Genomic DNA, 22,338 nt, shown 5'->3' with positions numbered 1-22,338 from the left:
GATACTAGCATAAATTGGGAAGCAGATGAAATTTTCGCTTGCAGTAGTTCAAGAATCTGCTTGAGTTCGACTCTGGCCTCTGCTTGTAATCCTAAACAGGCCGCAATTCCACGAGCATCAGTACTCAACCGTGAACGCATTGTGATCGGCAATGACTCATCAGTTGTTTTCCTCATCTGATACACGTGAAGATGCATCGAATCACCAATAACGGCCGGATCATTGAGATGGGTAAAGCAGAGTTGTACACCTTTCCATGGCGATCTCAAGATACTGTTGTGAAATGTCAATACCAACAGATCTACGGTCAAGGATGTATGCCGCGTAGAGTGTTGTTCCTGTCCCACAAAACGGATCGAGCACGATGCCCTCCGGCGGGCACGTCGCTAAGATCGGTATCCGGCACAGATCAATTGGATAAGGGGCAACATGGCTATTCCGTCGTTGGGTATCTTCCGGGAGAATATCCCACACATCCGTCGGTTTGCAGCCATTTGGATGGTAACGGAGAACGTAAAACCCTTTCTCGTGTAGCTCTTTTGCCCGCCCAGAGACGTGTATACTGTCTGAGTGCGTTGTCCGTTGTTGCCCACGAAGAATCATCCGGAAATCGGAAATCTGACCAGCAGCAACCTCTGCTAGTATCTTGTCAAGTGATTCACAGGCAGCGCGTTTTTCTTCCTCTGACAGTGCAGTTGATAGTTCTATCTGACGTCGATAACGTATTCCGGAAACACCTGTTGCTGAAACAACCGATCCATTCACGACTTTTGCAGAGCGTGGATGCGACCGGACTGCATCAGCATTATAGTAGTATCCTTTCGGCTGTTTGACAAAGTGGAAGACCATCTCGTATCTATTTGCAAGACGATCTGTAGTACTATCCATACCGCTCTTCACCTTATTCCATACCACCGCATTACGGAGAATCCAGCCGTGATGATCGATGAGCTCCAATGCAATCCGCCATGGAATGCCGAGTAAGTTCTTGCGATAGTAGCTATCACCGATGTTAAGCCAGAATGACCCGGCGGGTTTGAGAACTCGTTTCACTTCAAAAAAGATTTGGACAAGATGACGAATGTAATCACGGAAATCTTTTTCGCCTCCGATACCACCATTCTCATACTCACGCTTTCTCCAATATGGAGGTGATGTCATAACACAATCAATGCTCGAATCAGGAATCTCTTGGAGAACCTGATACGCATCTCCCAGCAGGAGAAGAGGATATCGTTGATCTTGTTTGCGGTACTGTTCAAACACGAAACCGTACTGACGAGTAACGATTGTGTTCATTGTCTGCAATCTCTGGCATCGAGTACGATAGCTACAATGATAACAACGTGCAGGAAAGGTGTTGGTTATTATACCACCGATACATCCCCCCCAAAAAGCCTGCCACCGAAACGTGATACAATGCATACAGGAAGTTTACAACTCTCCCTTAGCTGGCGAACTGCTCAGGGAGGGGCAGGATATATTATTGTAGTAGTATGACAAATCCTCTCATCGGGGTGCGGGTAACAACCGCTACCTTGCGCGAAGTCGCTCGGATGGAAGCCGCGGCAGAGATTGCGCGGCAACGTGCTCGTGCCCTGGGCCGACCGGTGCTGGTCAGTGTCACAACGCGGGTTGGGCTACGCGATCCGTTAGCACTGTTTGCGCGTGGTGCCGGAGTGACGCATAACCGATTCTTCTGGAGTACGCCGGCGGCTGATGTCGAACTGACCGGTCTCGGCGCGGCGTGGAGTTTTACGCCAGCACCATCGGGAAACCGCTTTGCCGCCAGTGCAGCAGCATGGCGACAATTGGTATCAGAGGCAGTCATTGATGTTGATCCCAATCTGCCGGTGCCGGGGCCGCTGGCGGTAGCCGGTTTTCGTTTTGATCCTGACCAGCCTCCGAGTGAGTTGTGGCGCGACTATCCGCTGGGGTTGCTCGTTGTGCCGCGCTTGCTGATTGTACGCCACGGTGATGTAACGACGCTGACGGTGAGTGGCATGGTTGATGAGCGCAGTTCGACGCTGGCACTAGGTGCAGCCGCTGCCCGCCGTCTCCAGGCCTTGATCGGTTTGCCGTTCCGTCCACAGCGGTTGCCGACCGATGTACAAGTTGATGTGTCGCTCGATCCAGAAGAGTGGAAGGCAATTGTTGCCGATGCCATCACCGATCTGCGCGCCGGTCGGTTAGAGAAAGTGGTGCTGGCTCGCGCCGTTCGCTTGCGCAGTAGCGAACCGTTTGATACAGCCGCCACGCTTGACATGTTGCGTAAGCATTACCCGCACACCTTTGTCTTTGCGGTTGCTCGTGGTGGTCGTACCTTTCTCGGTGCCTCACCAGAGCGATTAGTGGCGTTGCGTAACGGTGCGGTTACCGCTTCTGCTCTGGCCGGTTCGGCGCCACGTGGCAAGACACCAGAAGCAGATCACGCCTTCGCTGAGGCCTTGTTGCAGAGTACGAAAGACCGTACCGAACATGCCTTTGTGGTACAGATGATCTGTTCGGCTCTGACCGAGTATTGTGACCAAGTGTGTGCACCAGAATCGCCCACAGTGATGCAGGTACGCAATGTCCAGCATCTGTTTACCCCTATCACTGCCCACATCCGTCCTGGCTACGACATCTTTGATCTGGTCGGTCGCTTGCACCCAACTCCGGCAGTAGGCGGGAAACCAGGACCGGCGGCACTGGCATGGATTCGCGAACGTGAACGGCTTGATCGCGGCTGGTACGCAGCACCGGTTGGTTGGGTTGATGCTCGTGGTGATGGTGAGTTTGCTGTTGCACTTCGTTCAGCACTGATCGGGCGACATGAGGCAACGCTCTTTGCCGGTTGTGGGATCGTAGCTGCTTCTGAACCCGAACGGGAATTAACCGAAACTCGCATCAAGCTGCGGGCCATGTTAGAAGCCCTGGGTGCAAGTGAAGAGATGATCGGCTAAGTGAGGTAGACATGGAGGCAACAGCGCATGTCGAGGCGCTAACCCACTGGGTGGTTGAAATTGCGCAAAGTCTGGCAGCCCATGGGGTGAAGGATGTCGTTGTGTGCCCTGGTTCGCGCAGCACGCCACTAGCGTTAGCCGTGGCTCGTCATCCGGTGTTACGGGTCTGGATGCATCTCGACGAGCGCTCGGCCGGCTTTTTCGCCCTAGGCTTAGCACGTGCTCGTCATCGCCCCGCCGCTGTTCTTTGCACCTCTGGCACCGCCGTTGCCAACCTCTTGCCCGCCGTCGTTGAAGCACATCTTGCCCGCGTCCCATTACTCCTACTGACCGCCGACCGCCCACCTGAACTGCGTGACAACGGTGCGCCGCAGACAATCGATCAGATCGGCATTTTTGGTCGTAATGTGCGCTGGTTTTTTGATCTCCCTGTTCCGCAGATGACGTTCTTGCCGTTTCTACGTGCCACGCTGGGGCGAGCTATTGGATCAACCCTGAGTGCTCCGGCTGGGCCGGTGCATCTCAATCTGCCTTTCCGCGAACCGCTCGTGCCTGATCGTTCGCTGATGGCAACGCTACTGACTCAGACACCGTCATCGGTGCAGGTAACTCCGGCGCGGCGGATGCTGGGTGGCGCTGAATTGGCAACGCTGGCGAGCAGTCTGGTTGAGTGTCGGCGCGGTCTGATCATCGCCGGTCCAGATTGCCCTGCCGACCTCGGCCCATTGCTGACGATCCTGGCCCATCGGCTACGCTTTCCTGTTCTGGCCGACCCGCTGTCAGGGGTACGCTACGGTTCGCATACCGATGATTACATCCTTGGTACTTACGATGCCTTTTTGCGTGATGAGCGTTTCGTTGTCCAATACGCGCCAGAAGTTGTGTTACGCTTTGGTGCGATGCCAACCAGTAAACCACTCTTGCTCTATTTGCAGCACCATCATCAAGCGCGCCAGATAGTGATCGACGGTGGCGCCGGCTGGCGTGAGCCAACCAGCCTAGCTCGCGAACATCTTCAGGTGGATGAACACTGGTTCTGTCTGGCGCTGGCCGATGCTTTGGCGTCATCGCAACGCGAGGGGCCGACGCTCTGGCTGCGGGCATGGCAAACTGCCGAGCAAACGGCACGCACAACGATACAAGCCCATTTGCTAGCCCAGGAGACGATCAGTGAACCGGGGTTGTTTGCACGTCTCGGCGCCTGGCTGCCCGATGGGGCTACGCTTTTTGTCGGCAATTCAATGCCGGTACGCGATTGCGATACGTTTCTCGCCCCTCGCTCAACACCGTTGCACGTTATCGGTAATCGCGGGGCAAACGGGATCGATGGTCTGGTTTCCACGGCACTCGGTCTTGCCGCAGGTGACGCCACGCCCCTGGTGATGGCGCTAGGTGATCTCTCGCTGATCCACGATACCAATGGCTTGATCGCCGCTCGTCTCCACCGACTCAATGCAACTATCTTGCTCATCAACAACGACGGCGGTGGTATCTTCTCGTTTCTACCCCAGGCTAGTGAAACCGATCAATTTGAACTCCTCTTTGGTACACCCCATGGCACCGATTTTGCGCCACTGGCGGCGCTACACGGCGCACAGTATACCCTCGCCTCCGATTGGGCAACAGTGCATGCCGCATTACAGACCGGTTTCGCCGGAGGATTGCATCTAATCGAAATTCGGACTCGGCGCGATCAAAATGTGCTCGATCACCGCACGATCTGGCCACTGGTCAGTGTGGCTTTAGAGCGCGTTGGTGTGATACAACCCACCTGATATGCACGTATCAAAGGATACACCCATGACGAACATCACGCTTAGTACAAATGCCGAAATTATTGCGCAAGAGAGTCGGTACACGACCGGACTATACCCCAAACGGCCATTGGCAATTGTGCGTGGCGTAGGTGCTCATCTCTACGACGCCGAGGGTCGGAAGTACATCGATTGTGTCGGCGGTCAAGGGGCTGCTAACCTCGGTCACGGCCATCCGGCTATTGTAGCGGCAATTCGTGAACAGGCTGAACGTTTAATCAGTTGCCCTGAAATCTTTCCCAACGATGTACGGGCGGCATACCTGAGTGAGCTGGCGGCAGCACTGCCGTTCCCTGCTCGTATCTTCCTCTGCAACAGCGGTGCCGAAGCGGTGGAAGCTGCGCTCAAGTTTGCCCGTCTGTTAACCGGTCGTCCCGGCATTGTGGCGACAATGCGTGGATTTCACGGGCGTACAATGGGTGCCCTGAGCGCCACCTGGGAGAGCAAATACCGTGAGCCGTTTTTACCGCTCGTACCCGAATTTAGCCATGTGCCCTATGGCAATCTTGAGGCATTACAATCGGTAGTTGGCCCACAAACTGCGGCAGTGATCATCGAGCCGGTACAAGGCGAAGGGGGCGTTCGTCCGGCACCACCCGGCTATCTCGAACAGGCTGCTGCGATCTGTGCTGCCAATGGCTCACTGCTTCTTATCGATGAAGTCCAGACTGGCTTTGGTCGTACCGGCAAGCTCTTTGCGATTGAACATAGTGGTGTGACGCCCGACATCCTCATTCTCGCCAAGAGTATTGCTGCCGGTGTACCGATGGGCGCAGTAGCAATTCACGAACGGCACGGTACGTTGCCGCCAGGAACCCACGGCTCAACCTTCGGTGGCAATCCACTAGCGTGCGCTGCGGCACGGGCTGCGCTTCAAGTTTATCAGACTGAACGTATTCCTGAACAGGCAGCACAAAAAGGAGCCTGGTTGATGCAGGCGCTGCGCGATCTGCGCTTGCCGGAAGTGCGCGAAGTACGCGGATTAGGCTTGCTGGTTGGTCTTGAGCTGAAGAGCCGGGTCCAACCGGTTATTACGTCCTTGATCGACTATGGTGTGCTGGCGTTGCCCGCTGGCCCTAATGTCTTGCGGTTGCTACCGCCGTTGGTGATTGAACAGACCGATCTTGAGCGGGTTGTAGCGGCCATTGCGACCGTTCTACGTGGCGAGGAGCATTAGGAGCGCGAATGGATCACCAGCGCGAACACGACGAACGACGAACATGGCGAGTGCCACTGATGCCACTGACCAACCCAAGCCCGGCGGCGTGATATTCAAGCACAATCTGTTATAATGACCGGCAAACGAGCAAAGGAGCCAGGTATGACGGTCAAGTATACGCGCTGGTTGCGTAGCTATGTTGGTCACCAACGAATCTTACAGGTACGTGCAAGCGGCTTTGTTCGCAATGAAGCCGGTCACATCCTACTCTGCCGCCGGGCCGATGTCATGCTCTGGGATGTACCAGGAGGAACGATTAACCTCGACGAATCACCGGCCCGTGGCCTGGTTCGCGAAGTGTACGAAGAGACCGGCCTGATCTTAAAACCAGAAAAGCTCATCGGCGTCTACAGCGGCCCTGATTTCGCCTGGAGCTATCCCAACGGCGATCAATCCCAGATTCTGGCGATCTTCTTTGCTGCCCGCATCGTCGGCGGTGAACTCCAACAAGTCGGTGATGAAAATGTCAACGTAAAATTTTTCGATCCCGATCACTTGCCGCCGTTACTCAACCGCACCCGCCGCATGCTAGCCGATGCGTTTGCCAATCGTGTAGAAGCACATTTTGATTTTTGACAACCGTGCCGAGGCGGGTATGGGCAAGTCCTAACACCGAACAGACATCAAACCACATTACCCGCCGAGCATTTCACCTCCCCCGTGCGTAGTAGAGCGGTGCGACCTGACGCACCAATCCCTTCAACTCCAACAGTGCCAGTGCCGCAGCCGTCGCTGCTGCCGACTGACCGGCAGCGCGACCGATTACGTCAATATGCTGCGGTTCTGCCGAAACTGCACCGTAGATCGCCTCCTCTTCAGGCGTTAGCGCTATGTCGAGTGGCGCGTCGTGCAAAGGAGTCTGCTGATCAAGGTTGAGCACCGCCAGCACATCATCGGCACTGGTAATGATCGCCGCGCCATCACGGATCAGGCGATGCGGCCCGGCACTGAGCGGGCTAAAGATCGACCCCGGCACTGCCATGACCTCACGTCCCTGATCGAGGGCAAATTGTACCGTTATAAGTGCACCACTGCTTTCGCCTGCCTCAACTACCACCGTTCCCAGACTCAACCCGGCAATAATGCGGTTACGTGGCGGAAAATTGAGTGGCGCCGGTGGGGTGCCAAGCGGATAATCACTCAAAAGCGCACCGGATGTTTTGATCCGCTCGGCCAGCGCCCGATTTCGCTCTGGATAGACCCGATCAATGCCGCTGGCCAACACGGCAATAGTGCGACCACCGGCTTCGAGCGCCGCAGTGTGGGCAATCGTATCGATCCCTAATGCCAACCCACTCACGATCGTCATCCCGGCAGATGCTAGATCGCGTGCTAGCCGTCGTGCTACTTCACGGCCATAATGACTGGGATGGCGCGTTCCGACAATCGCAACTGCTCGCTGATCGGCAGGCGTAAGCGTGCCGCTCAGATAGAGCAACGGTGGCGGCGCCGGAATCATCCGCAAGAGTGGTGGGTAACGCGGATCGGCAATCGCTATCGGTGTCACCCCGGCTGCACGGAGACGTTCCAGTTCGCCATCAAGATCGATCCGCTGGCGAACCTCACGTAATCCGGCCATACTCCGTGCATCAAGACCGGACGCGATCATCATCGTTTCATCGGCATGCCAGGCAGCCGCTACCGATCCACACCGTTCGATCAAGCGCGCTAAGCGCAGTGGTCCAATCCCTGGGACGAGGTTGAAACCAATGTAGTAGCGTACAACATCTTCCATATTTCCATCCGTTCTTATGCGAGCGTGACTGAGCACCTCCCCAGAACCGCTCCCCCTGGTACTACCCACCACATACGATACGAAAGGGAGGGATAGATGCTCTATATAAAGAAACCGTTTATCAGCCGCAAAAGATACGCAAATTGTGGCATCATGGAGAAAAGTGTTTACCGAAACAGGGAGAACGCTATGCCACGTGCAATCTGGAACGGAGCCGTCATCGCCGAGAGCGATGCAACCATTGTGGTTGAGGGAAATCATTACTTTCCGCCCGATTCGGTCAAGCGTGAATACCTGCGCGACAGCCAGACACATACCGTCTGTCCGTGGAAGGGTACTGCCAGCTACTACGACGTGGTAGTAGATGGGCAGGTTAATCGTGATGCAGCCTGGTATTATCCAACCCCGAAAGCGGCAGCCAGCCAGATTGCTGGCTACATTGCCTTTTGGCGCGGCGTTCGGATCGAGCCAACGTGAGATTATTGACTAGATGACGTGTAGATGCACCGATTGGTGGGTTTAGGTAGGGGCGCGGCAGTACCGTGCCCACGCTGCCCACTGCACAGCGCTGCTATCAGGTGCATGCCGTGACCATCATCATCCCCGCATCGATGATGGATTATGCGGATAGGCTCTTAACAGGAGCGAGTTTTCAATCTGCTCAGATAGTACACTGATGTGCCGGTCGCCAGCAGAATGTCGCATCCGCACGTTGCCTGTAAGTATCTTTATGTCAACCGCGAGATTTAAACCATGCCTCGAGTGCCTGACTCAGAGGCCGGTCGTTCAGGCGTACTCGGCTCAACTGACGTTGAACTGTCAGATCAGGGATGTTGAGCACCCGCAGTCTGCCGGCAATCAACTCCGATTGAATAGTCACCCGCGAAACCATACTCAGACCCAAACCGGCACTTACTGCCTGCTTGATGGCTTCAGTGCTGCCCAGTTCCATAACCGGTCGCACTGTAATCCCGCGCGATGCCAGGGCCTGCTCCATCACTTCGCGGGTGCCTGAACCGGGTTCACGGAAAACAAATGGCGCATCCTGCAGATCGGTACAACTGATGGTCACCCGTCGCGCAAGAGGATGATCGGGAGAGGCAATAACGACCAGCTCGTCACTCCGCCAGGGCATAATATCTAAATGCTCGTCAGGGGCTACCGGCCCTTCGACATAGGCGACATCAATCCGATATGCAAGCAGATGTTCCATGACTTGCTGTGTGTTGCCGATGTCGAGAAAGAGTTCGATGCCCGGATAACGGCGGTGATAATGACCGAGCAGCGGCGGTAGAAGATAGATGCCAATCGTACTACTGGCACCGATTGCCAGTCGTCCCCGCTGAAGCCCACGTAGCTCGTTCAGAGCCTCAATCGCCAATCGTTCATGCATGAAAATGCGCCGGGCATGATCGCCCAGAATGGTACCGGCTACAGTTGGCGCTACCCCCCGTGAACGCCGTTCGAGCAAGACTGTTCCCAGTTGCCGCTCGAGTTCTTGCACTGCACGAGATACAGCCGACTGGCTCATGGTTAGTACCTCGGCTGCCCGTGTAAAACTACCCTGCTCGAGCACGGCAACGTAGATCCGCAACAGATGCAGGTTGAGCGTCACACTTCCTCCTAACAACCTCTTGCAGACGAGTGTGATCACGTGACCGAGACAACAGCGATGGTGCCGTCGCGCTCCATGCTGTTTACAGACAGGTATCGCTGCTTAGGCTTTCGGCGTAACTGCTTTATTGTACCGTAAAATAGACGGTGTCGGGGTGTGGTTGTTGCGTGTCGTGAATGGACAAGGCGCAGAACCGATTCCCGTGCGGAATCCTCCAACAATCTATGCACAGCTTCGATACTATTTATCGAAAATATCTGCTTGTTCGATAACTTTCTTTTTGCTAAGATACCTGATAGGCATAAGTATTATTCCATAGCCAGAAAGAGCTGGCCATGACAAATTACGGCTTCCTCATCGATCAGCGGAAGTGTATCGGGTGCCACGCATGCAGCACTGCCTGCAAGTCGGAAAATGAAGTTCCGCTTGGGGTCTATCGCACGTGGGTGAAATACGTTGAAACCGGTACCTTCCCTCACACCCGTCGTCATTTTCAGGTGACGCGCTGCAATCACTGTGCCAATCCGCCCTGTGTCCGCATTTGTCCGGTTACCGCCATGTACCAGCGCACCGACGGGATCGTGGAGTTCGATCCGAAGGTGTGTATCGGCTGCAAAGCCTGTTTGCAGGCCTGTCCCTACGACGCGATTTACATCGATCCAGAATCGCACAATGCAGCGAAATGCCATTTCTGCGCCCATCGCATCGATCAGGGGCTGAAACCGGCTTGCGAGATTGTCTGTCCTGAACAGGCGATTATCTCTGGCGATCTCGATGATCCCAACAGTCTTATCAGCCAGTTGATCGCTCGTGAGCCGATAGCAGTGCGCAAGCCTGAACAGGGAACGGCGCCGAAGTTGTTCTACATTGATGCCGATCAGACAACACTGACGCCAACGGCGCCGACGGTTGCGTCAACGTTTATGTGGGCCGATGTAGTGAGTGAGCAACTGGTTGGCCATCACAACGGCAATGGTCATCGTCAACCGGTGCGCGAGGTGATCCCGCTCACCGCCGCCTCCGGCGCAAAGATACGTCCACCGCGCGAGCAGGGACTGGGAATCGGTCAGAGTGCCTTAATGCTCGGAGGGCGAGTCGCCGGTCATATGGTGCAAACCGGCTATAACGCGCAACACAAGATACCTTGGCATTGGCCGGTGCCAGCTTATCTGGTCACGAAAGGGATCGGGAGTGGTATCTTCATGGTCGTGGCTGCCGCTGTTGGTTTGGGGCTGGCTCCACTAGCTGCACCATTTCTGGCGATCACGCTCTTTGTCAGTCTACTCTTTATCGGTATCACCACTGGCTTGCTGGTCTTCGATCTGGAACGGCCACACATGTTCTTTACCATTCTCACCCGACCCCAATGGCGAAGTTGGTTGACCCGTGGCGCCTTTATCTTGATCGCTTTCTCTGCTGTGGCTGGCATCTGGTTCCTATCTGAAGCTGGTGCTGCACTGAATATGTGGCCAGAAACCGCCATTTCAGCATTCCGCCCTGCTCTGGCCTGGATCGGCATCCCATTGGCGGTGTTGGCTGCTATCTATACGGCATTTCTCTTCGCCCAGGCCGAGGGGCGCGATCTCTGGCAGAGTCCGCTCTTACCGGCCCATCTTTTGGTGCAGGCACTGATGGTTGGAAGTGGCACCCTGCTGTTGCTTGCGCCCTTCGTTGCGATGCCAGCAGCGTTGTTCGAACTGTTCGGCTGGACGTTTGCGGGTAGTCTGTTGCTCGATCTCTTCATGCTCTTGCTCGGCGAGTTCGGTATTCCGCACGCCAGTGAGGTAGCTGCCCGCGCCGCCCACGACATCAGCCACGGTCGCTTCCGCCGCCATTTCTGGCAAGGGGCTATTCTTCTTGGTCATGTTGTACCGGCAGTATTGATCGGTTTGGCCGTACTGACACCGGCCCTTGCCGCTCCGCTGCTGGCTATCGCCGGTTTGACCGCTATTGCCGGGTTGTACGCCTTTGAATACGCTTTCGTCATGGCGCCGCAACACGTGCCAAACAGTTAGAAAGGTGTGGTCATGACGACATCATTGCTCAATCGGTTGTTAGGAACTTTCAGTCAGCGCTCGCAATCGCGGGTTGAGCCGCTGACCCCGCCAGTGCAGGCCTATGTGAAGAGCACAGCACCTGCTGCAACACCAATCAGCAGCCAGGAACTGCGCGATTATCCACCGGTGGAACGGTGGAATGATTGGACAGAGTACGACCCAAAGGAATGGCCACGAAAAGTTGCTCGTCGTTACACGTTGGTGCCAACCGTCTGTTTCAATTGCGAGAGCGCTTGTGGTCTCCTGGCGTATGTTGATGTCGAAACGCTCAAGATCAAGAAATTCGAGGGTAATCCGCTGCATCCGGGCAGTCGTGGTCGCAACTGTGCCAAAGGCCCGGCAACCCTCAATCAGGTCTACGACCCTGACCGTATCTTGTACCCGCTAAAGCGCGCCGGGAAGCGCGGTGAAGGAAAATGGGTGCGTGTTTCCTGGGATGAAGCGCTTAACGAGATTGCCGGTCGGATCCGCAAGGCGATTATCGAACAGCGACAGACAGAGATTATTTATCACGTGGGCCGCCCCGGTCACGATGGCTTTATGGAATGGGTATTACCGGCTTGGGGCGTCGATGCGCACAATTCCCATACCAATGTCTGTTCGTCTGGTGCCCGTTGTGGGCAGGCTATGTGGATGGGCCTTGATCGACCATCGCCTGATCATGCCAATGCTCGTGTCATTCTGCTGATCAGTTCTCATCTCGAAACCGGCCATTATTTTAACCCACACGCACAGCGGATTATGGAAGGTAAAATGGCTGGCGCCAAGTTAATTGTGCTCGATACCCGTCTCTCCAACACGGCCTCACTCGCCGACGAATGGCTCTCACCGTGGCCGGGCAGCGAGACGGCTATCCTCCTGGCGATTGCCAATTACCTGATCCGCACCGGTCAGTACAATCGCGATTTTGTCCGCCGTTGGGTGAACTGGGCTGATTATCTCCGCGCTGAGCACCCCGACCTACCGGTCAGTTTCGAGCATTTTGAAATGAAGTTGCAAGAGCTTTACGCGCAGTATACGTTTGAATTTGCCGCGCAAGAGAGTGGGGTGAGCGCTGAGCAGATCGAGCGGGTGGCAAAGATCATTGCGCGCTGTGAAGGGAAACTGGCGACCCATAGCTGGCGCAGCGCTACGAGCGCCAACCTGGGTGGCTGGATGGTTGCCCGTTGTCTCTGGTTCCTTAATGTCCTGACCGGTTCAATCGGCGTTGAAGGCGGTACGTCAGCCAATGTCTGGGATAAATGGATTCCTCGCCACCCCAACATGGCGCCACACCCCAAAGTCTGGAACGAGCTAACATGGCCGCAGGAGTATCCACTCAACTTCTACGAAATGAGTATCTTGCTGCCCCATTTCCTCAAGGAGGGACGCGGTAAGGTGGATACCTACTTCACCCGTGTCTACAACCCCATTTGGACCAACCCCGACGGCATGAGCTGGCTGGAAGTGCTGACCGATGAGAGTAAAATCGGTTTACACGTCCACCTCTCGCCGACGTGGAGCGAAACGGGTTGGTTTGCCGATTACATCTTGCCGATGGGAGTTGGCGCCGAGCGACACGATATGATGAGCCAGGAAACTCACGCCGGTTGCTGGATTGCCTTCCGTCAACCGGTACTCCGTGAGGCTATGCGTCGGTTGGGGAAGCCGGTGAAAGATACCCGTGACGCGAATCCTGGTGAAGTCTGGGAAGAAGTTGAGTTTTGGATCGAGTTGTCATGGCGGATTGACCCCGATGGAAAGCTGGGCATTCGTAAAACCTTCGAGAGTCCGTACCGCCCCGGCCAGAAGATTACGGTTGATGAACTCTACGGCTGGATGTTCGAGAACCACGTTCCCGGTCTGCCGGAGGCAGCCGCGAAAGAGGGCCTGACTCCACTTGAGTATATGCGCCGCTACGGTGCGTTTGAGATTCGGAAAGGAGTGCAACCTACGTTCGATAAGCCGCTCAGCTCCGCTGAGCTGGCCGATGCGACCATCGATCCAGATACCGGGATTGTCTACACCAAAGCCCCGGCACCGCCATCGTCGAACATCACACCACTACCATATTTCGAGCCTGATCCCGAACGGGGCCGACCGATTGGTATCAAGCTAGAGGATGGTTCCATTGTGGCTGGTTTCCCAACACCCTCGCGTCGACTTGAGTTCTATTCAACCACGCTGCGCGATTGGGGATGGCCGGAATATGCGATCCCGACTTACATCCATAGCCACGTCCATCCGAGTAAGATTGATCGCAGCAAGAACGAGGCAGTACTCCTATCGACATTCCGCCTGCCCACCTTGATCCACACGCGCAGCGGGAATGCGAAATGGCTGTACGAAATCAGCCACAAAAATCCGGTTTGGATTCATACCAGTGATGCTGAACGGCTCGGTTTACGCACCGGCGATCTGATCAAGGTCATTACCGAGATCGGCTACTTCGTTGATCGGGTTTGGGTGACGGAAGGCATTCGCCCTGGCGTGATCGCCTGTTCGCACCATCTGGGGCGATGGCGATTACAGGAAGACGGTGGAGGTCGGCTGTCTACTGCGCTGGTTGAACTCAAGCAAGAGGGGCAAGGAGAATGGCGCATGCGCCAGATTCACGGCATCCGCCCATACGAGAGTGATGATCCCGATACCGCTCGCATCTGGTGGGAAGATGCCGGTGTGCATCAAAACCTGACCTTCGCCGTTCATCCTGATCCGGTCAGTGGCATGCACTGCTGGCATCAGAAGGTACGGCTTGAGCCGGCCGGCCCGAATGACCGCTACGGTGATATTTATGTCGATACCAAACGGGCGCATGAAGTTTACCGCGAATGGCTGGCAATGACTCGCCCGGCTTCAAAGGTGTCGCCCAACGGTATGCGGCGTCCGCACTGGCTCCTGCGCCCCTTCCGTCCGGCCCGTGAAGCGTATTTCTTACCGGGGAAGGGAAAGAAGTCGTGAACGACTATACAACCCTGGTAGCTCGTCAGAACCTGGCCGATATGCTTGGTCGATTACTACTCGCGCCGCCTTCGCCTGCTTTATGGGAGGAGGCGGCAGCACTAGCTCATCTGGCTGCAGTAACCGATGATCGGCCAGAAGCGCTGGCGGTTGCCTACGAGTACGTTTTCGGACGTAATGTCTACCCCTACGAGTCGCTGTACCGCGACGAGGAGCTTATGCTCAACACGGCAACCGCCGAGCAGGTTGCTGTTACCTACAATGCCTGTGGGTTCTTGCCAACGCAAAACGTGGGCGCGCCCGATCATCTCGGCTTGGAGTTCATCTTTCTGGCGCGGCTGATCGCCACCGAAGCAACCGCATTGGCCGACGGGAACCTAGACCACTACCATTGGGCACGGCAACAGATGGCCGGTTTTCTTATTGACCATCTTGCGGTCTGGGTACCTGTTTGGGCGCGGGCCGTGCAACGTATTCCGGCCCATCCGTTCTACCAGACCCTGGCAAGGCTCACCGTTGAATTCATCGGTAGCGAACTCGAGCGGCTCTCTCCGTCGGTACCCACCCTCCCGGCATACATCCCATTACAATCGGCGACAGCTCCGGCAGACGTCGATGAACTTGGTGCGCTCGTTCGCCACCTGATCACACCGGTGCGAGCGGGGTTCTTCCTCAGCCGCGCCGATTGTACGATACTTGCCCGTCAGTTGGGCTTTTCGGTTCCTATCGGTGATCGCTTCACGATGGTGCGAACCCTCTTCGAGACGGCAGGGCAGTTTGAGCAGGTGCTCGATCTGGTTACTGCGCTTGAAAATATTATGTCAAATGAAATACAAGAACTGCACCGTCTGATCGCTACTCAATCGGCCTGGCAGCCGTTACTGCAACCGTGGTTGCAACGGCTTACGCAGAGCATCCACATCGTTCGTACCGGTTTGGAATCACAACAGCCAGGGTAGGGCATGGAAGGGGCACGGCGGCGTTGGGAACCACCCGTGCCCATCGTATTGTAGAGGTGGTATGCGCCCCGCCCCGTCGCCATTGGCAGGCGTATTGGTACGTCGCCTTGTTCGGACGCACCGTGATCGTGGCAGGCAGCGGCCAGCACAAGGGGTGTAACGGTTGCCGCCTGACCGGTAGCGAAGGGGGGAATGCACGGAAGCGGTCAGTTCCCAACTGTCGGCAGCATAGGCAGCTTCCTATGTTGACGATGGTCTGCGGCCACTCCCCTGTGCTTGACGATCAGGCCGGTCGGTGCAGGGGTAGAGACTGGGTGATATGTAGCGGGAACAGTGTGGCACACCACAACAGGCAGCGTATCACCGATCAGGCATCATCCAGCGACGCTGCAACTCGATCAGCACACCCTGCTCATCCAAACGGGTAAGGGCACGATTGATCTCGTGCTCAAGCTGAAACGCTGCTGCTGGCATCGCCAACACATACGGCTCATAACTCAGGGCCGTGGCAATACGGAGATCGCCAGCGGCTACGGCACCTAATGCGGAAACATTATCGAGAATCACCGCATCGATCACGCTGGATCGTAGCGCATCAACCAGAGGACCGACCTCATCGGCGGTATAACGAACCACCGACGCCGTCGAAGCAAACCGGCGAACCAGGGCATCGCCCTCACTCCCCAACACAACACCGATTGCGCGATCACGAAGATCGTCGAGACCGGTAATCGTACTCTCGGCAGGAGTTACTAACATCAACCCACCATCGAAATATGGACGCGAAAATCGGGCGCGGTACCCCTGTTCCGGCGCATATGGCAATGCTGAGGCGATCAGGTCGGCCTGGCGACTGGTCAATTGATCGTACAGCGCATCGAATCCACTTCGCACGAACATCACCTCTACCCCCAACTCGCTTGCCAGCGCCTGCACCAGGTCGATGTCGAAGCCAACCAGCTTATCGTTACGCTCTTCGACAAATGGCCGATACCCGACATCAACGGCGACCCGCAAGATACCCTGCTCGCGTATGCTGGCGTAAACCGGATCAATAGCCGCTGTGCCGCTCTGTATACTCAATGCCAACCAACCGTAAGCCAGCAAAATGACCACTGCCAGAGCATCGATCCATCGTCGCCAGCGCACCACTCGCATTTCCTTAGAGCTTTCTCATTTTTTTGCCTTGACCGAATATCTTTCCGTCGGTATACTTCATTATACAGTAGTTATAAAAGTCCCCTTATACTCGTTGGTGCTGTCCTGATTTAGTTCAGTTATCCTGAAAAACGGGAGTCGTGCATGGCAATCGAGCCTTACCGCCCAACCCCTGACCAAAACCCTGCCAACCGCGAGCAAGAGCTGGAAAAGAAGATCGCCAAACTCTTCGAGCGCTGGAATTGGAAACTTTTCCGGTTTTTGCGAGCAATGCTGTTTTTGGCCATCGGTGTCTGGCTGGCAGTGAATCTGTTACCGGGAATATTCAATGTCATCATCACCGGTGAAATCGGTAACATTATTCTACAAATCATCCCGGTAGCCGTCTATCTATTCTTCTTCATTGGCTTTCAATTCTGGCTCATGTACTTTTTCATGGCCCGCACCCGCATTTACTGGGTAAAACCCGGTGAGACTGGGGTGAGTTTTAAGGATTATCGTGGTAATCCAGAAGTCCTGGAAGCTGCCCGCCGGGTGGTAACCCTGCTCAAGGGGGCCAAAGAGTTTAAACAGATGGGTGGCGAAGTTACTCGTGGCATTCTACTGGTTGGCCCGCCCGGTACTGGGAAAAGCTACTTGGCACAAGCTATTTCTACTGAAGCTGGCGTGCCGTTTGGTTACCTCAGCGCCCCATCGCTGCTCTCGGCATGGATGGGCATGGGCAACATTAAGGTGATGAACCTGTACCGCAAAGCTCGCCGTCTGGCACGTGAGTACGGTGCGTGCATCCTCTTCATAGACGAAATTGATGCTATCGGAATGGCCCGTAGTCCAAACCTCATGGGCGCGGGAGCAGCCGGCGCCGGAATGAACAACCGCGAAAACGTGGTCATGGGGGTCGGCGGTATGATGGGTGGTGGTAGCAGCCTGCTCAACGAATTGTTGCTCCAGATGGATCCACCACCACAGGAGCAAACCTGGTGGGGGAAGCTCCTCCGCCTGGTTGGGCTGCGTCGTGGTAAAGCGGAGATGCCTCCCGTGTTGACGATGGCGGCCACCAACCTTGCCGAAACCCTCGATGCTGCGCTCCTCCGCCCTGGTCGTTTCGACCGCAAGATAGCGGTAGAACCACCCGATGCCGACGGCCGCCGTGAGGTGATTGAATATTACCTGAGCAAGGTCAAGCATGAGCCAATGCCAATTGATCGCATGGTTGCCGATACAATAGGCTATACACCCGTGGCGATCAAGTACGTCATCAACGAAGCGACAATCCACGCGCACTTCGATGGGCGGTCGGCAATTAACTACTGGGATTTCACCCAGGCTCGCGAGATTCACGAGTGGGGCTTGAAGCAACCGATCCGTAGTATGTCGTATGAAGAGCGGCGTCGTATCGCTTACCACGAGGCAGGTCATGCTTATGCAGCCGTGAAACTGCTCAAGAAAGAGCGGCTGACCAAAGTGACCATCGTGCGGCACGGGAATGCACTCGGTTTCGCAGCCTGGAAACCCGAAGAGGAGATTCATACCCGCACCCGCGAAGAGCTGCTTGATCGAATCAAGATTGCGCTGGCTAGCCGAGCAGCCGAGGAACTCTTCCTTGGCACGCAAATGAGCGGCGTTACCAGCGATCTCCAGAGTGCTACCGGTATCGCTGCCATGATGGTCGGCGCCTACGGTATGGATAACAGCTTCTTCTCATATCTCCTGTTTGGAATGCAGGGACTGTCGGCGCCTGATGTCAAACCGCGCGTCGAGGCGATTTTGCAAGAGCAGTACCGGATCGTGAAGCAAATGCTCGAGCAGAACCGCATGGCCGTGATCGCTATCGCTGAAGCGTTGATCCTGCGCAATGAGCTGACTGACATTGATGTAAAGGAGATACTGGCGCGAGTTGAAGCTGAACACCCATATCTGCCACCAAATGAGAAGCCTGAACGACCAGCCTTCGGTTTCGCTGCCGCGCTGACCCGTTCGCAAACCACGCTGGTTCGCCGTCGTCGTGAGGCGGTTGCACTGCCAACGCCGAATCGACCGAAGCCGGAGATCACTATTATTGATGCCCAACGTCGAGATGATCCGGCAGGTGAACAGTCGTCGGCACCTGACTCGGGCAACTGAGAGCCTATCCGTGATACCCTGACGCAGAAGAAGACGGGCGCAGCGGCGCTGCGCCCGTCCATCTATCAGATTTTATCTGCCGTACCGTGAGACGATTATTTGGATAGGCTCTTAGAGCGCGTCTGAAAAAATGTTGAGTTATGTACAACACTGAGACTTGACTTCAGCAAGCCAATCATTCCGTCAATCCTTGGTCAGCAAGGGAATATTCAGAGACACGCTCAGGGAATTGAAGCAGAGCCTGATGCCGCACCGCTGCATCTCCGGCCCCGTCTCCCATATCGATACCCCGTCCTAATGCCTGAAATCGCTCTCCCCCCTTTTTAACCCATTGTCTGGGGATCGTCCTGATCCTGCATACGTGCCTCATCGCCGTTGTTGCCAATCTCTAAGGTTGGTAGGATATGATGTTCGTCTGTTCTGTTCGTTCAGATCATCACGTATCCATCAAAACCCTCAACCAGATACATTTCAGACACTCTCTTGGTGTCACCGCCGTACACCTCTACTCTTCCTCGCAACCGTTGAGACGGGTTCCCACCTACCTGCATACTGTTGGCGCATACTCATGCCCATCTTCGCCGCCGTTGAAGTGGGTTCCTCATTCCATCCACATACCGTCGCTAACCACCCCTCTCAGTCTCCAAAACTTATCTACCCCTGGCCTGGCGGCGTTGAAAGAGGCGCTTCCCCCTGGTTGAACGATGTTGGGAGGAGTCACCTCATCCCTAGTGGAAGTTGCGTCACATCGATGTCAAGCTATCGAGTATAATCCGTAGTATATTTGACATGACAGCAACAAAGACGAGGAACAACAACGTATGACCGAGACCACAATAACAACTCAGGAACTCCTACGCCAACGTTACGGAAACGATATTCCGCCATCAATTATCAGCAGTCCGGTTATCGACCTGTTACTGAGCCACCGCTCGGTACGTTCATACAGCAACGAGCCGCTCCCAGAAGGGACGCTTGAAACCATGATTGCCGCTGCGCAGTCGGCTGCTACTTCTTCAAACTTGCAAACCTGGAGTGTGGTAGCAGTCACCGATCCCGACCGGAAACATCGGTTGGCGACCCTGGCGGGCGATCAAAACCAGATTCGACGTGCCCCTCTCTTTCTTGTCTGGTTAGCCGATTTAGCCCGCATTGCTCAGGCGGCAGCAGACCGTCACATGCCGCACGAAGGTCTTGACTACCTCGAAATGTGGTTAGTTGGGGTCATCGATGCAGCACTCGCCGCCCAAAATGCCGTCGTTGCCGCTGAATCGCTCGGTCTTGGCACTGTCTACATCGGTGCTATTCGCAATCACCCACTCGAAGTAGCCGCCGAGTTACAGCTTCCTCCACTGGTGATGCCTGTGTTCGGGATGTGCGTTGGCCGCCCCAACCCCGCTCGACCGGCGGCCATCAAGCCGCGCCTTCCGCAGGATGCCGTTCTTCACCGTGAAGTATACCGGCCTGAACAGATTCCACCAGCAGTAGAGCGTTACAATGAGACAATGAAAGCATTCTACGCCGCTCAACAGATGAACGTTGAAGGCGATTGGGTCGATCACTCGGCTCGCCGTGTAGCCGGACCACATACGTTATCGGGTCGCGATGTGCTGCGCGAGGTCCTTCACCGCCTTGGTTTTCGGTTGAAATAAGACAACATTTCGCACGATCATTTCGCTCTCCCGCCTGGTAGTGAAGAACCTGGCGGGAGATATGTTATACTTTAACATGTAGTTTTATGCAGCTTTATGTAGATTACGATGATGGACGACAAGGAAGCACCAACCTATCTCTCGTTATCGGCAGCCAGTCGGTTACTCGGCGTCCACGCCTCGACGCTCCGGCGCTGGGCGGATGAAGGTGCGGTACCGGTGTACATTACGCCGGGCGGTCATCGTCGTTTTGCGCGTGCCGACATTTTAGCGCTGGCATCACGCCGACCATTGCCGACCCAGTCGATCAGTAGCGTTCTCGCCAGCAAAGCGCTGGCGCAAACACGCACTGAACTAGCGCATTCGCCCTCAGTGCCGGCATGGATGGCAACGATGAGTGAACAGGAACGGCTGGCATGGCGGCGAGTCGGTCAGCAACTGATGGGAATTATTTTGCGGTACGTAAGTACCCATGACGAGCAAAGTCCACTCTTGGAAGAAGCACGCGCAGTCGGCCAGAGCTATGCTCGTCTGGCACGTAACGCTGGTCTCTCGTTGAGCGATGCCATCGCCGCCGCGCTGTTTTTCCGCGACTCGCTGGTTGAAGCGACGATGGACCTTCCCGAAGAAGCGCATGTACGACCGTCAGAGAGTGCTCGCCTGCTGCGCCGAATCAGTCGGGTTGCCAACGAGGTACAACTGGCAGTCGTTAATGGATACGAAACGGAGGAGTAAGCTGTGAAGACCGACACCGATCAACGTCTGAACGTACCTCGCACGCTCAAGTTGGGCACCTTTCACATCGGTTCATCATTTATCGATCTGTTGACCTCAGGAGTGCTCAATCGCGTATTGATTACGGATTTGGCGCTATCTGCAACGCCAGTCGCACTCCTTTCGGCCTTGCGGTATCTATTGGCGCCGCTGAGTATATGGGCGGGTTATCGTTCTGACCTCCGTCCTCCCGGTACGTTGCGTCGCTTACCTTTCATCTGGGGCGGTCGGTTGCCGATGCTTCTGTCGCTGCCACTGCTACCGATTGTAACCGCGTTATTGGCGGCTGATCCCGCATCAGTAGCAGGTTGGACGTTAGCGCTATTCGCCTTTCTTATCTATGGTGTCGGTACTCTTATTTCCGGCAGTACGTACCTCAGTCTGGTGCGTGATAGCGCACCACCGGCCCGCCGTGGACAAGCTCTGGCTATTGTGCAGGTCTTCCTGGTAATCAGTTTTCCGGTTGCCGGTGTGGTCTATGGTGGGCTGATGCCGGTCTACGACCAGGAGAGCTTCTGGCGCCTGGTGTTGATTGGCATGGCGATTGCCTTTGGCTTTATTGCCTTTGCTCTCTGGGGTGCTGAAAAACCGGCTAGCGTACCTGCCGGTGTTGATCCAACTCCACCTGAGCCATTCCTGCCCCTCTTACGCCAGATGTGGTCTGATGTGCGCGCACGCCGCTTTTTCCTCTTTCTGGCTCTGGGCGCCGTCAGTGCCTTTGCCCAGGATGCAGTCCTCGAACCGTTTGGCGGTGATGTGTTTGGGCTGGATAACGGCCAGACCACGCGCTTCAATGCCTATTGGGGCATTGGTGTCGTGATCAGTCTGTTGGCAACTGTCTATTTCACCCGCCATCGCGCTGCACACGAGCAGACCGGCGTAACCAAGATTGGATTGGCGCTGACTGCGTTGCCGCTCTTTCTCCTGGGCGTTCTGGCAGTCACGGAATGGCAAGCCCTTCTAATCCCGGTGCTGGTGATGTTTGGCCTGGGCTTTGGTATTTACACCGTAGGGGCGGTTTCGCTCTTAGCCGCAATGACCACCGAACGCCATGCGGCAGCCTACCTCGGCCTCTGGTCGATGACCCAACTCCTTTTCCGCGGTCTGGGGATTTTTGCCGGTGGTGCGGTACGCGATGTTGCACTCGGCATCAGCGGGTCGTATGCCATTGCCTACGCCAGTGTGTTTCTGCTAGAGGCGATTGGCCTGATCGCCTGTATCGCGATCTTGCAACAGGTTGATGTCCCTGGCTTTGCCCGTGGTGAAGCAAAACCACTCGGTGCCACTGTTACATTAGCGGCTGCAGATGGTTGACGCCACAGCCTGATGCGGGTATGAAGAACGAC

General features: G+C 55.7%; 16 protein-coding genes. 12 read left to right on the top strand and 4 right to left on the bottom strand.

Annotation, left to right across the window (positions count from 1 at the left end; all coding sequences use genetic code 11):
• Positions 1-219: 219 nt before the first annotated feature.
• On the bottom strand, positions 220-1,299 hold the full coding sequence (locus QTO31_RS08740) for a DNA-methyltransferase (RefSeq protein ID WP_301428791.1): 1,080 nt from the start codon (positions 1,297-1,299) through the stop codon (positions 220-222).
• A gap of 197 nt (positions 1,300-1,496) precedes the next feature.
• Here QTO31_RS08740 and QTO31_RS08735 point away from each other — a divergent pair, with 197 nt between their 5' ends.
• From QTO31_RS08735 to QTO31_RS08720, 4 genes are all read left to right on the top strand, one after another.
• A complete protein-coding gene (locus QTO31_RS08735; RefSeq protein ID WP_301428790.1) occupies positions 1,497-2,945 on the top strand; it encodes an isochorismate synthase MenF in 1,449 nt (482 codons plus the stop codon).
• Between the two features lie 11 nt (positions 2,946-2,956).
• Positions 2,957-4,720, top strand: coding sequence for a 2-succinyl-5-enolpyruvyl-6-hydroxy-3-cyclohexene-1-carboxylic-acid synthase (gene menD, locus QTO31_RS08730; protein WP_301428789.1), 1,764 nt, complete (start codon positions 2,957-2,959; stop codon positions 4,718-4,720).
• A 25-nt stretch (positions 4,721-4,745) separates the two neighbouring features.
• Positions 4,746-5,936: an aspartate aminotransferase family protein gene (locus QTO31_RS08725; protein WP_301428788.1), complete on the top strand. Its 1,191-nt coding sequence runs from the start codon at positions 4,746-4,748 to the stop codon at positions 5,934-5,936.
• Between the two features lie 144 nt (positions 5,937-6,080).
• Complete coding sequence (locus QTO31_RS08720) at positions 6,081-6,554, top strand: NUDIX domain-containing protein (protein ID WP_031458752.1); 474 nt, start codon at positions 6,081-6,083, stop codon at positions 6,552-6,554.
• A 73-nt stretch (positions 6,555-6,627) separates the two neighbouring features.
• Here QTO31_RS08720 and dprA read toward each other — a convergent pair whose 3' ends face one another.
• Positions 6,628-7,713: a DNA-processing protein DprA gene (dprA, locus tag QTO31_RS08715; RefSeq protein ID WP_301428787.1), complete on the bottom strand. Its 1,086-nt coding sequence runs from the start codon at positions 7,711-7,713 to the stop codon at positions 6,628-6,630.
• 189 nt (positions 7,714-7,902) lie between these two features.
• Between dprA and QTO31_RS08710 the strand changes: the two genes are divergently transcribed.
• Complete coding sequence (locus QTO31_RS08710; protein ID WP_031458754.1) at positions 7,903-8,190, top strand: DUF427 domain-containing protein; 288 nt, start codon at positions 7,903-7,905, stop codon at positions 8,188-8,190.
• Between the two features lie 256 nt (positions 8,191-8,446).
• Here QTO31_RS08710 and QTO31_RS08705 read toward each other — a convergent pair whose 3' ends face one another.
• On the bottom strand, positions 8,447-9,328 hold the full coding sequence (locus QTO31_RS08705) for a LysR family transcriptional regulator (RefSeq protein ID WP_301428786.1): 882 nt from the start codon (positions 9,326-9,328) through the stop codon (positions 8,447-8,449).
• Positions 9,329-9,663: 335 nt separating this feature from the next.
• On the opposite strand from QTO31_RS08705, the gene QTO31_RS08700 reads away from it, so the two are divergent.
• The 3 genes from QTO31_RS08700 to QTO31_RS08690 are packed head-to-tail and all read left to right on the top strand — an operon-like array spanning position 9,664 to position 15,284.
• The gene (locus QTO31_RS08700) at positions 9,664-11,343 is read left to right on the top strand and encodes a 4Fe-4S dicluster domain-containing protein (protein WP_301428785.1); all 1,680 of its coding nucleotides are present in this window, start codon (positions 9,664-9,666) and stop codon (positions 11,341-11,343) included.
• 12 nt (positions 11,344-11,355) lie between these two features.
• Positions 11,356-14,325 (top strand): molybdopterin-dependent oxidoreductase, encoded by a 2,970-nt coding sequence (locus tag QTO31_RS08695; protein WP_301428784.1) that lies wholly within the window; start codon positions 11,356-11,358, stop codon positions 14,323-14,325.
• Complete coding sequence (locus QTO31_RS08690; protein WP_301428783.1) at positions 14,322-15,284, top strand: molecular chaperone; 963 nt, start codon at positions 14,322-14,324, stop codon at positions 15,282-15,284. The genes QTO31_RS08695 and QTO31_RS08690 overlap by 4 nt, the downstream gene beginning before the upstream one ends.
• Positions 15,285-15,644: 360 nt before the next feature.
• Here the strand turns inward: QTO31_RS08690 and QTO31_RS08685 are convergent, their stop codons facing one another.
• On the bottom strand, positions 15,645-16,433 hold the full coding sequence (locus tag QTO31_RS08685; RefSeq protein WP_411278388.1) for an ABC transporter substrate-binding protein: 789 nt from the start codon (positions 16,431-16,433) through the stop codon (positions 15,645-15,647).
• 153 nt (positions 16,434-16,586) lie between these two features.
• On the opposite strand from QTO31_RS08685, the gene QTO31_RS08680 reads away from it, so the two are divergent.
• From QTO31_RS08680 to QTO31_RS08665, 4 genes are all read left to right on the top strand, one after another.
• Positions 16,587-18,566, top strand: coding sequence for an AAA family ATPase (locus tag QTO31_RS08680; protein ID WP_301428781.1), 1,980 nt, complete (start codon positions 16,587-16,589; stop codon positions 18,564-18,566).
• Positions 18,567-19,387: 821 nt separating this feature from the next.
• Positions 19,388-20,218: an NADPH-dependent oxidoreductase gene (locus tag QTO31_RS08675; protein ID WP_031458761.1), complete on the top strand. Its 831-nt coding sequence runs from the start codon at positions 19,388-19,390 to the stop codon at positions 20,216-20,218.
• Between the two features lie 108 nt (positions 20,219-20,326).
• Positions 20,327-20,953: a MerR family transcriptional regulator gene (locus QTO31_RS08670; protein WP_236631141.1), complete on the top strand. Its 627-nt coding sequence runs from the start codon at positions 20,327-20,329 to the stop codon at positions 20,951-20,953.
• Positions 20,954-20,956: 3 nt separating this feature from the next.
• Positions 20,957-22,306 carry a BCD family MFS transporter gene (locus QTO31_RS08665; RefSeq protein WP_301428780.1) on the top strand — a complete coding sequence of 450 codons (1,350 nt, stop codon included), beginning with the start codon at positions 20,957-20,959 and terminating at the stop codon, positions 22,304-22,306.
• Positions 22,307-22,338 lie beyond the last annotated feature (32 nt).

Source organism: Chloroflexus sp. MS-CIW-1 (genome assembly GCF_030444705.1).
GTDB lineage: Bacteria > Chloroflexota > Chloroflexia > Chloroflexales > Chloroflexaceae > Chloroflexus.
The sequence above is the reverse complement of the archived record's forward strand: the minus strand, read 5'-3'. Positions and strand labels throughout refer to the sequence as shown.

Coding starts and splice junctions, on each gene's coding strand:
- QTO31_RS08720 (WP_031458752.1), top strand. CDS start 6,081: ATGACGGTCAAGTATACGCGCTGGTTGCGTAGCTATGTTGGTCACCAA.
- QTO31_RS08670 (WP_236631141.1), top strand. CDS start 20,327: ATGATGGACGACAAGGAAGCACCAACCTATCTCTCGTTATCGGCAGCC.
- QTO31_RS08710 (WP_031458754.1), top strand. CDS start 7,903: ATGCCACGTGCAATCTGGAACGGAGCCGTCATCGCCGAGAGCGATGCA.
- QTO31_RS08675 (WP_031458761.1), top strand. CDS start 19,388: ATGACCGAGACCACAATAACAACTCAGGAACTCCTACGCCAACGTTAC.
- menD (WP_301428789.1), top strand. CDS start 2,957: ATGGAGGCAACAGCGCATGTCGAGGCGCTAACCCACTGGGTGGTTGAA.
- QTO31_RS08725 (WP_301428788.1), top strand. CDS start 4,746: ATGACGAACATCACGCTTAGTACAAATGCCGAAATTATTGCGCAAGAG.
- dprA (WP_301428787.1), bottom strand. CDS start 7,713: ATGGAAGATGTTGTACGCTACTACATTGGTTTCAACCTCGTCCCAGGG.
- QTO31_RS08700 (WP_301428785.1), top strand. CDS start 9,664: ATGACAAATTACGGCTTCCTCATCGATCAGCGGAAGTGTATCGGGTGC.
- QTO31_RS08680 (WP_301428781.1), top strand. CDS start 16,587: ATGGCAATCGAGCCTTACCGCCCAACCCCTGACCAAAACCCTGCCAAC.
- QTO31_RS08740 (WP_301428791.1), bottom strand. CDS start 1,299: ATGAACACAATCGTTACTCGTCAGTACGGTTTCGTGTTTGAACAGTAC.
- QTO31_RS08695 (WP_301428784.1), top strand. CDS start 11,356: ATGACGACATCATTGCTCAATCGGTTGTTAGGAACTTTCAGTCAGCGC.
- QTO31_RS08735 (WP_301428790.1), top strand. CDS start 1,497: ATGACAAATCCTCTCATCGGGGTGCGGGTAACAACCGCTACCTTGCGC.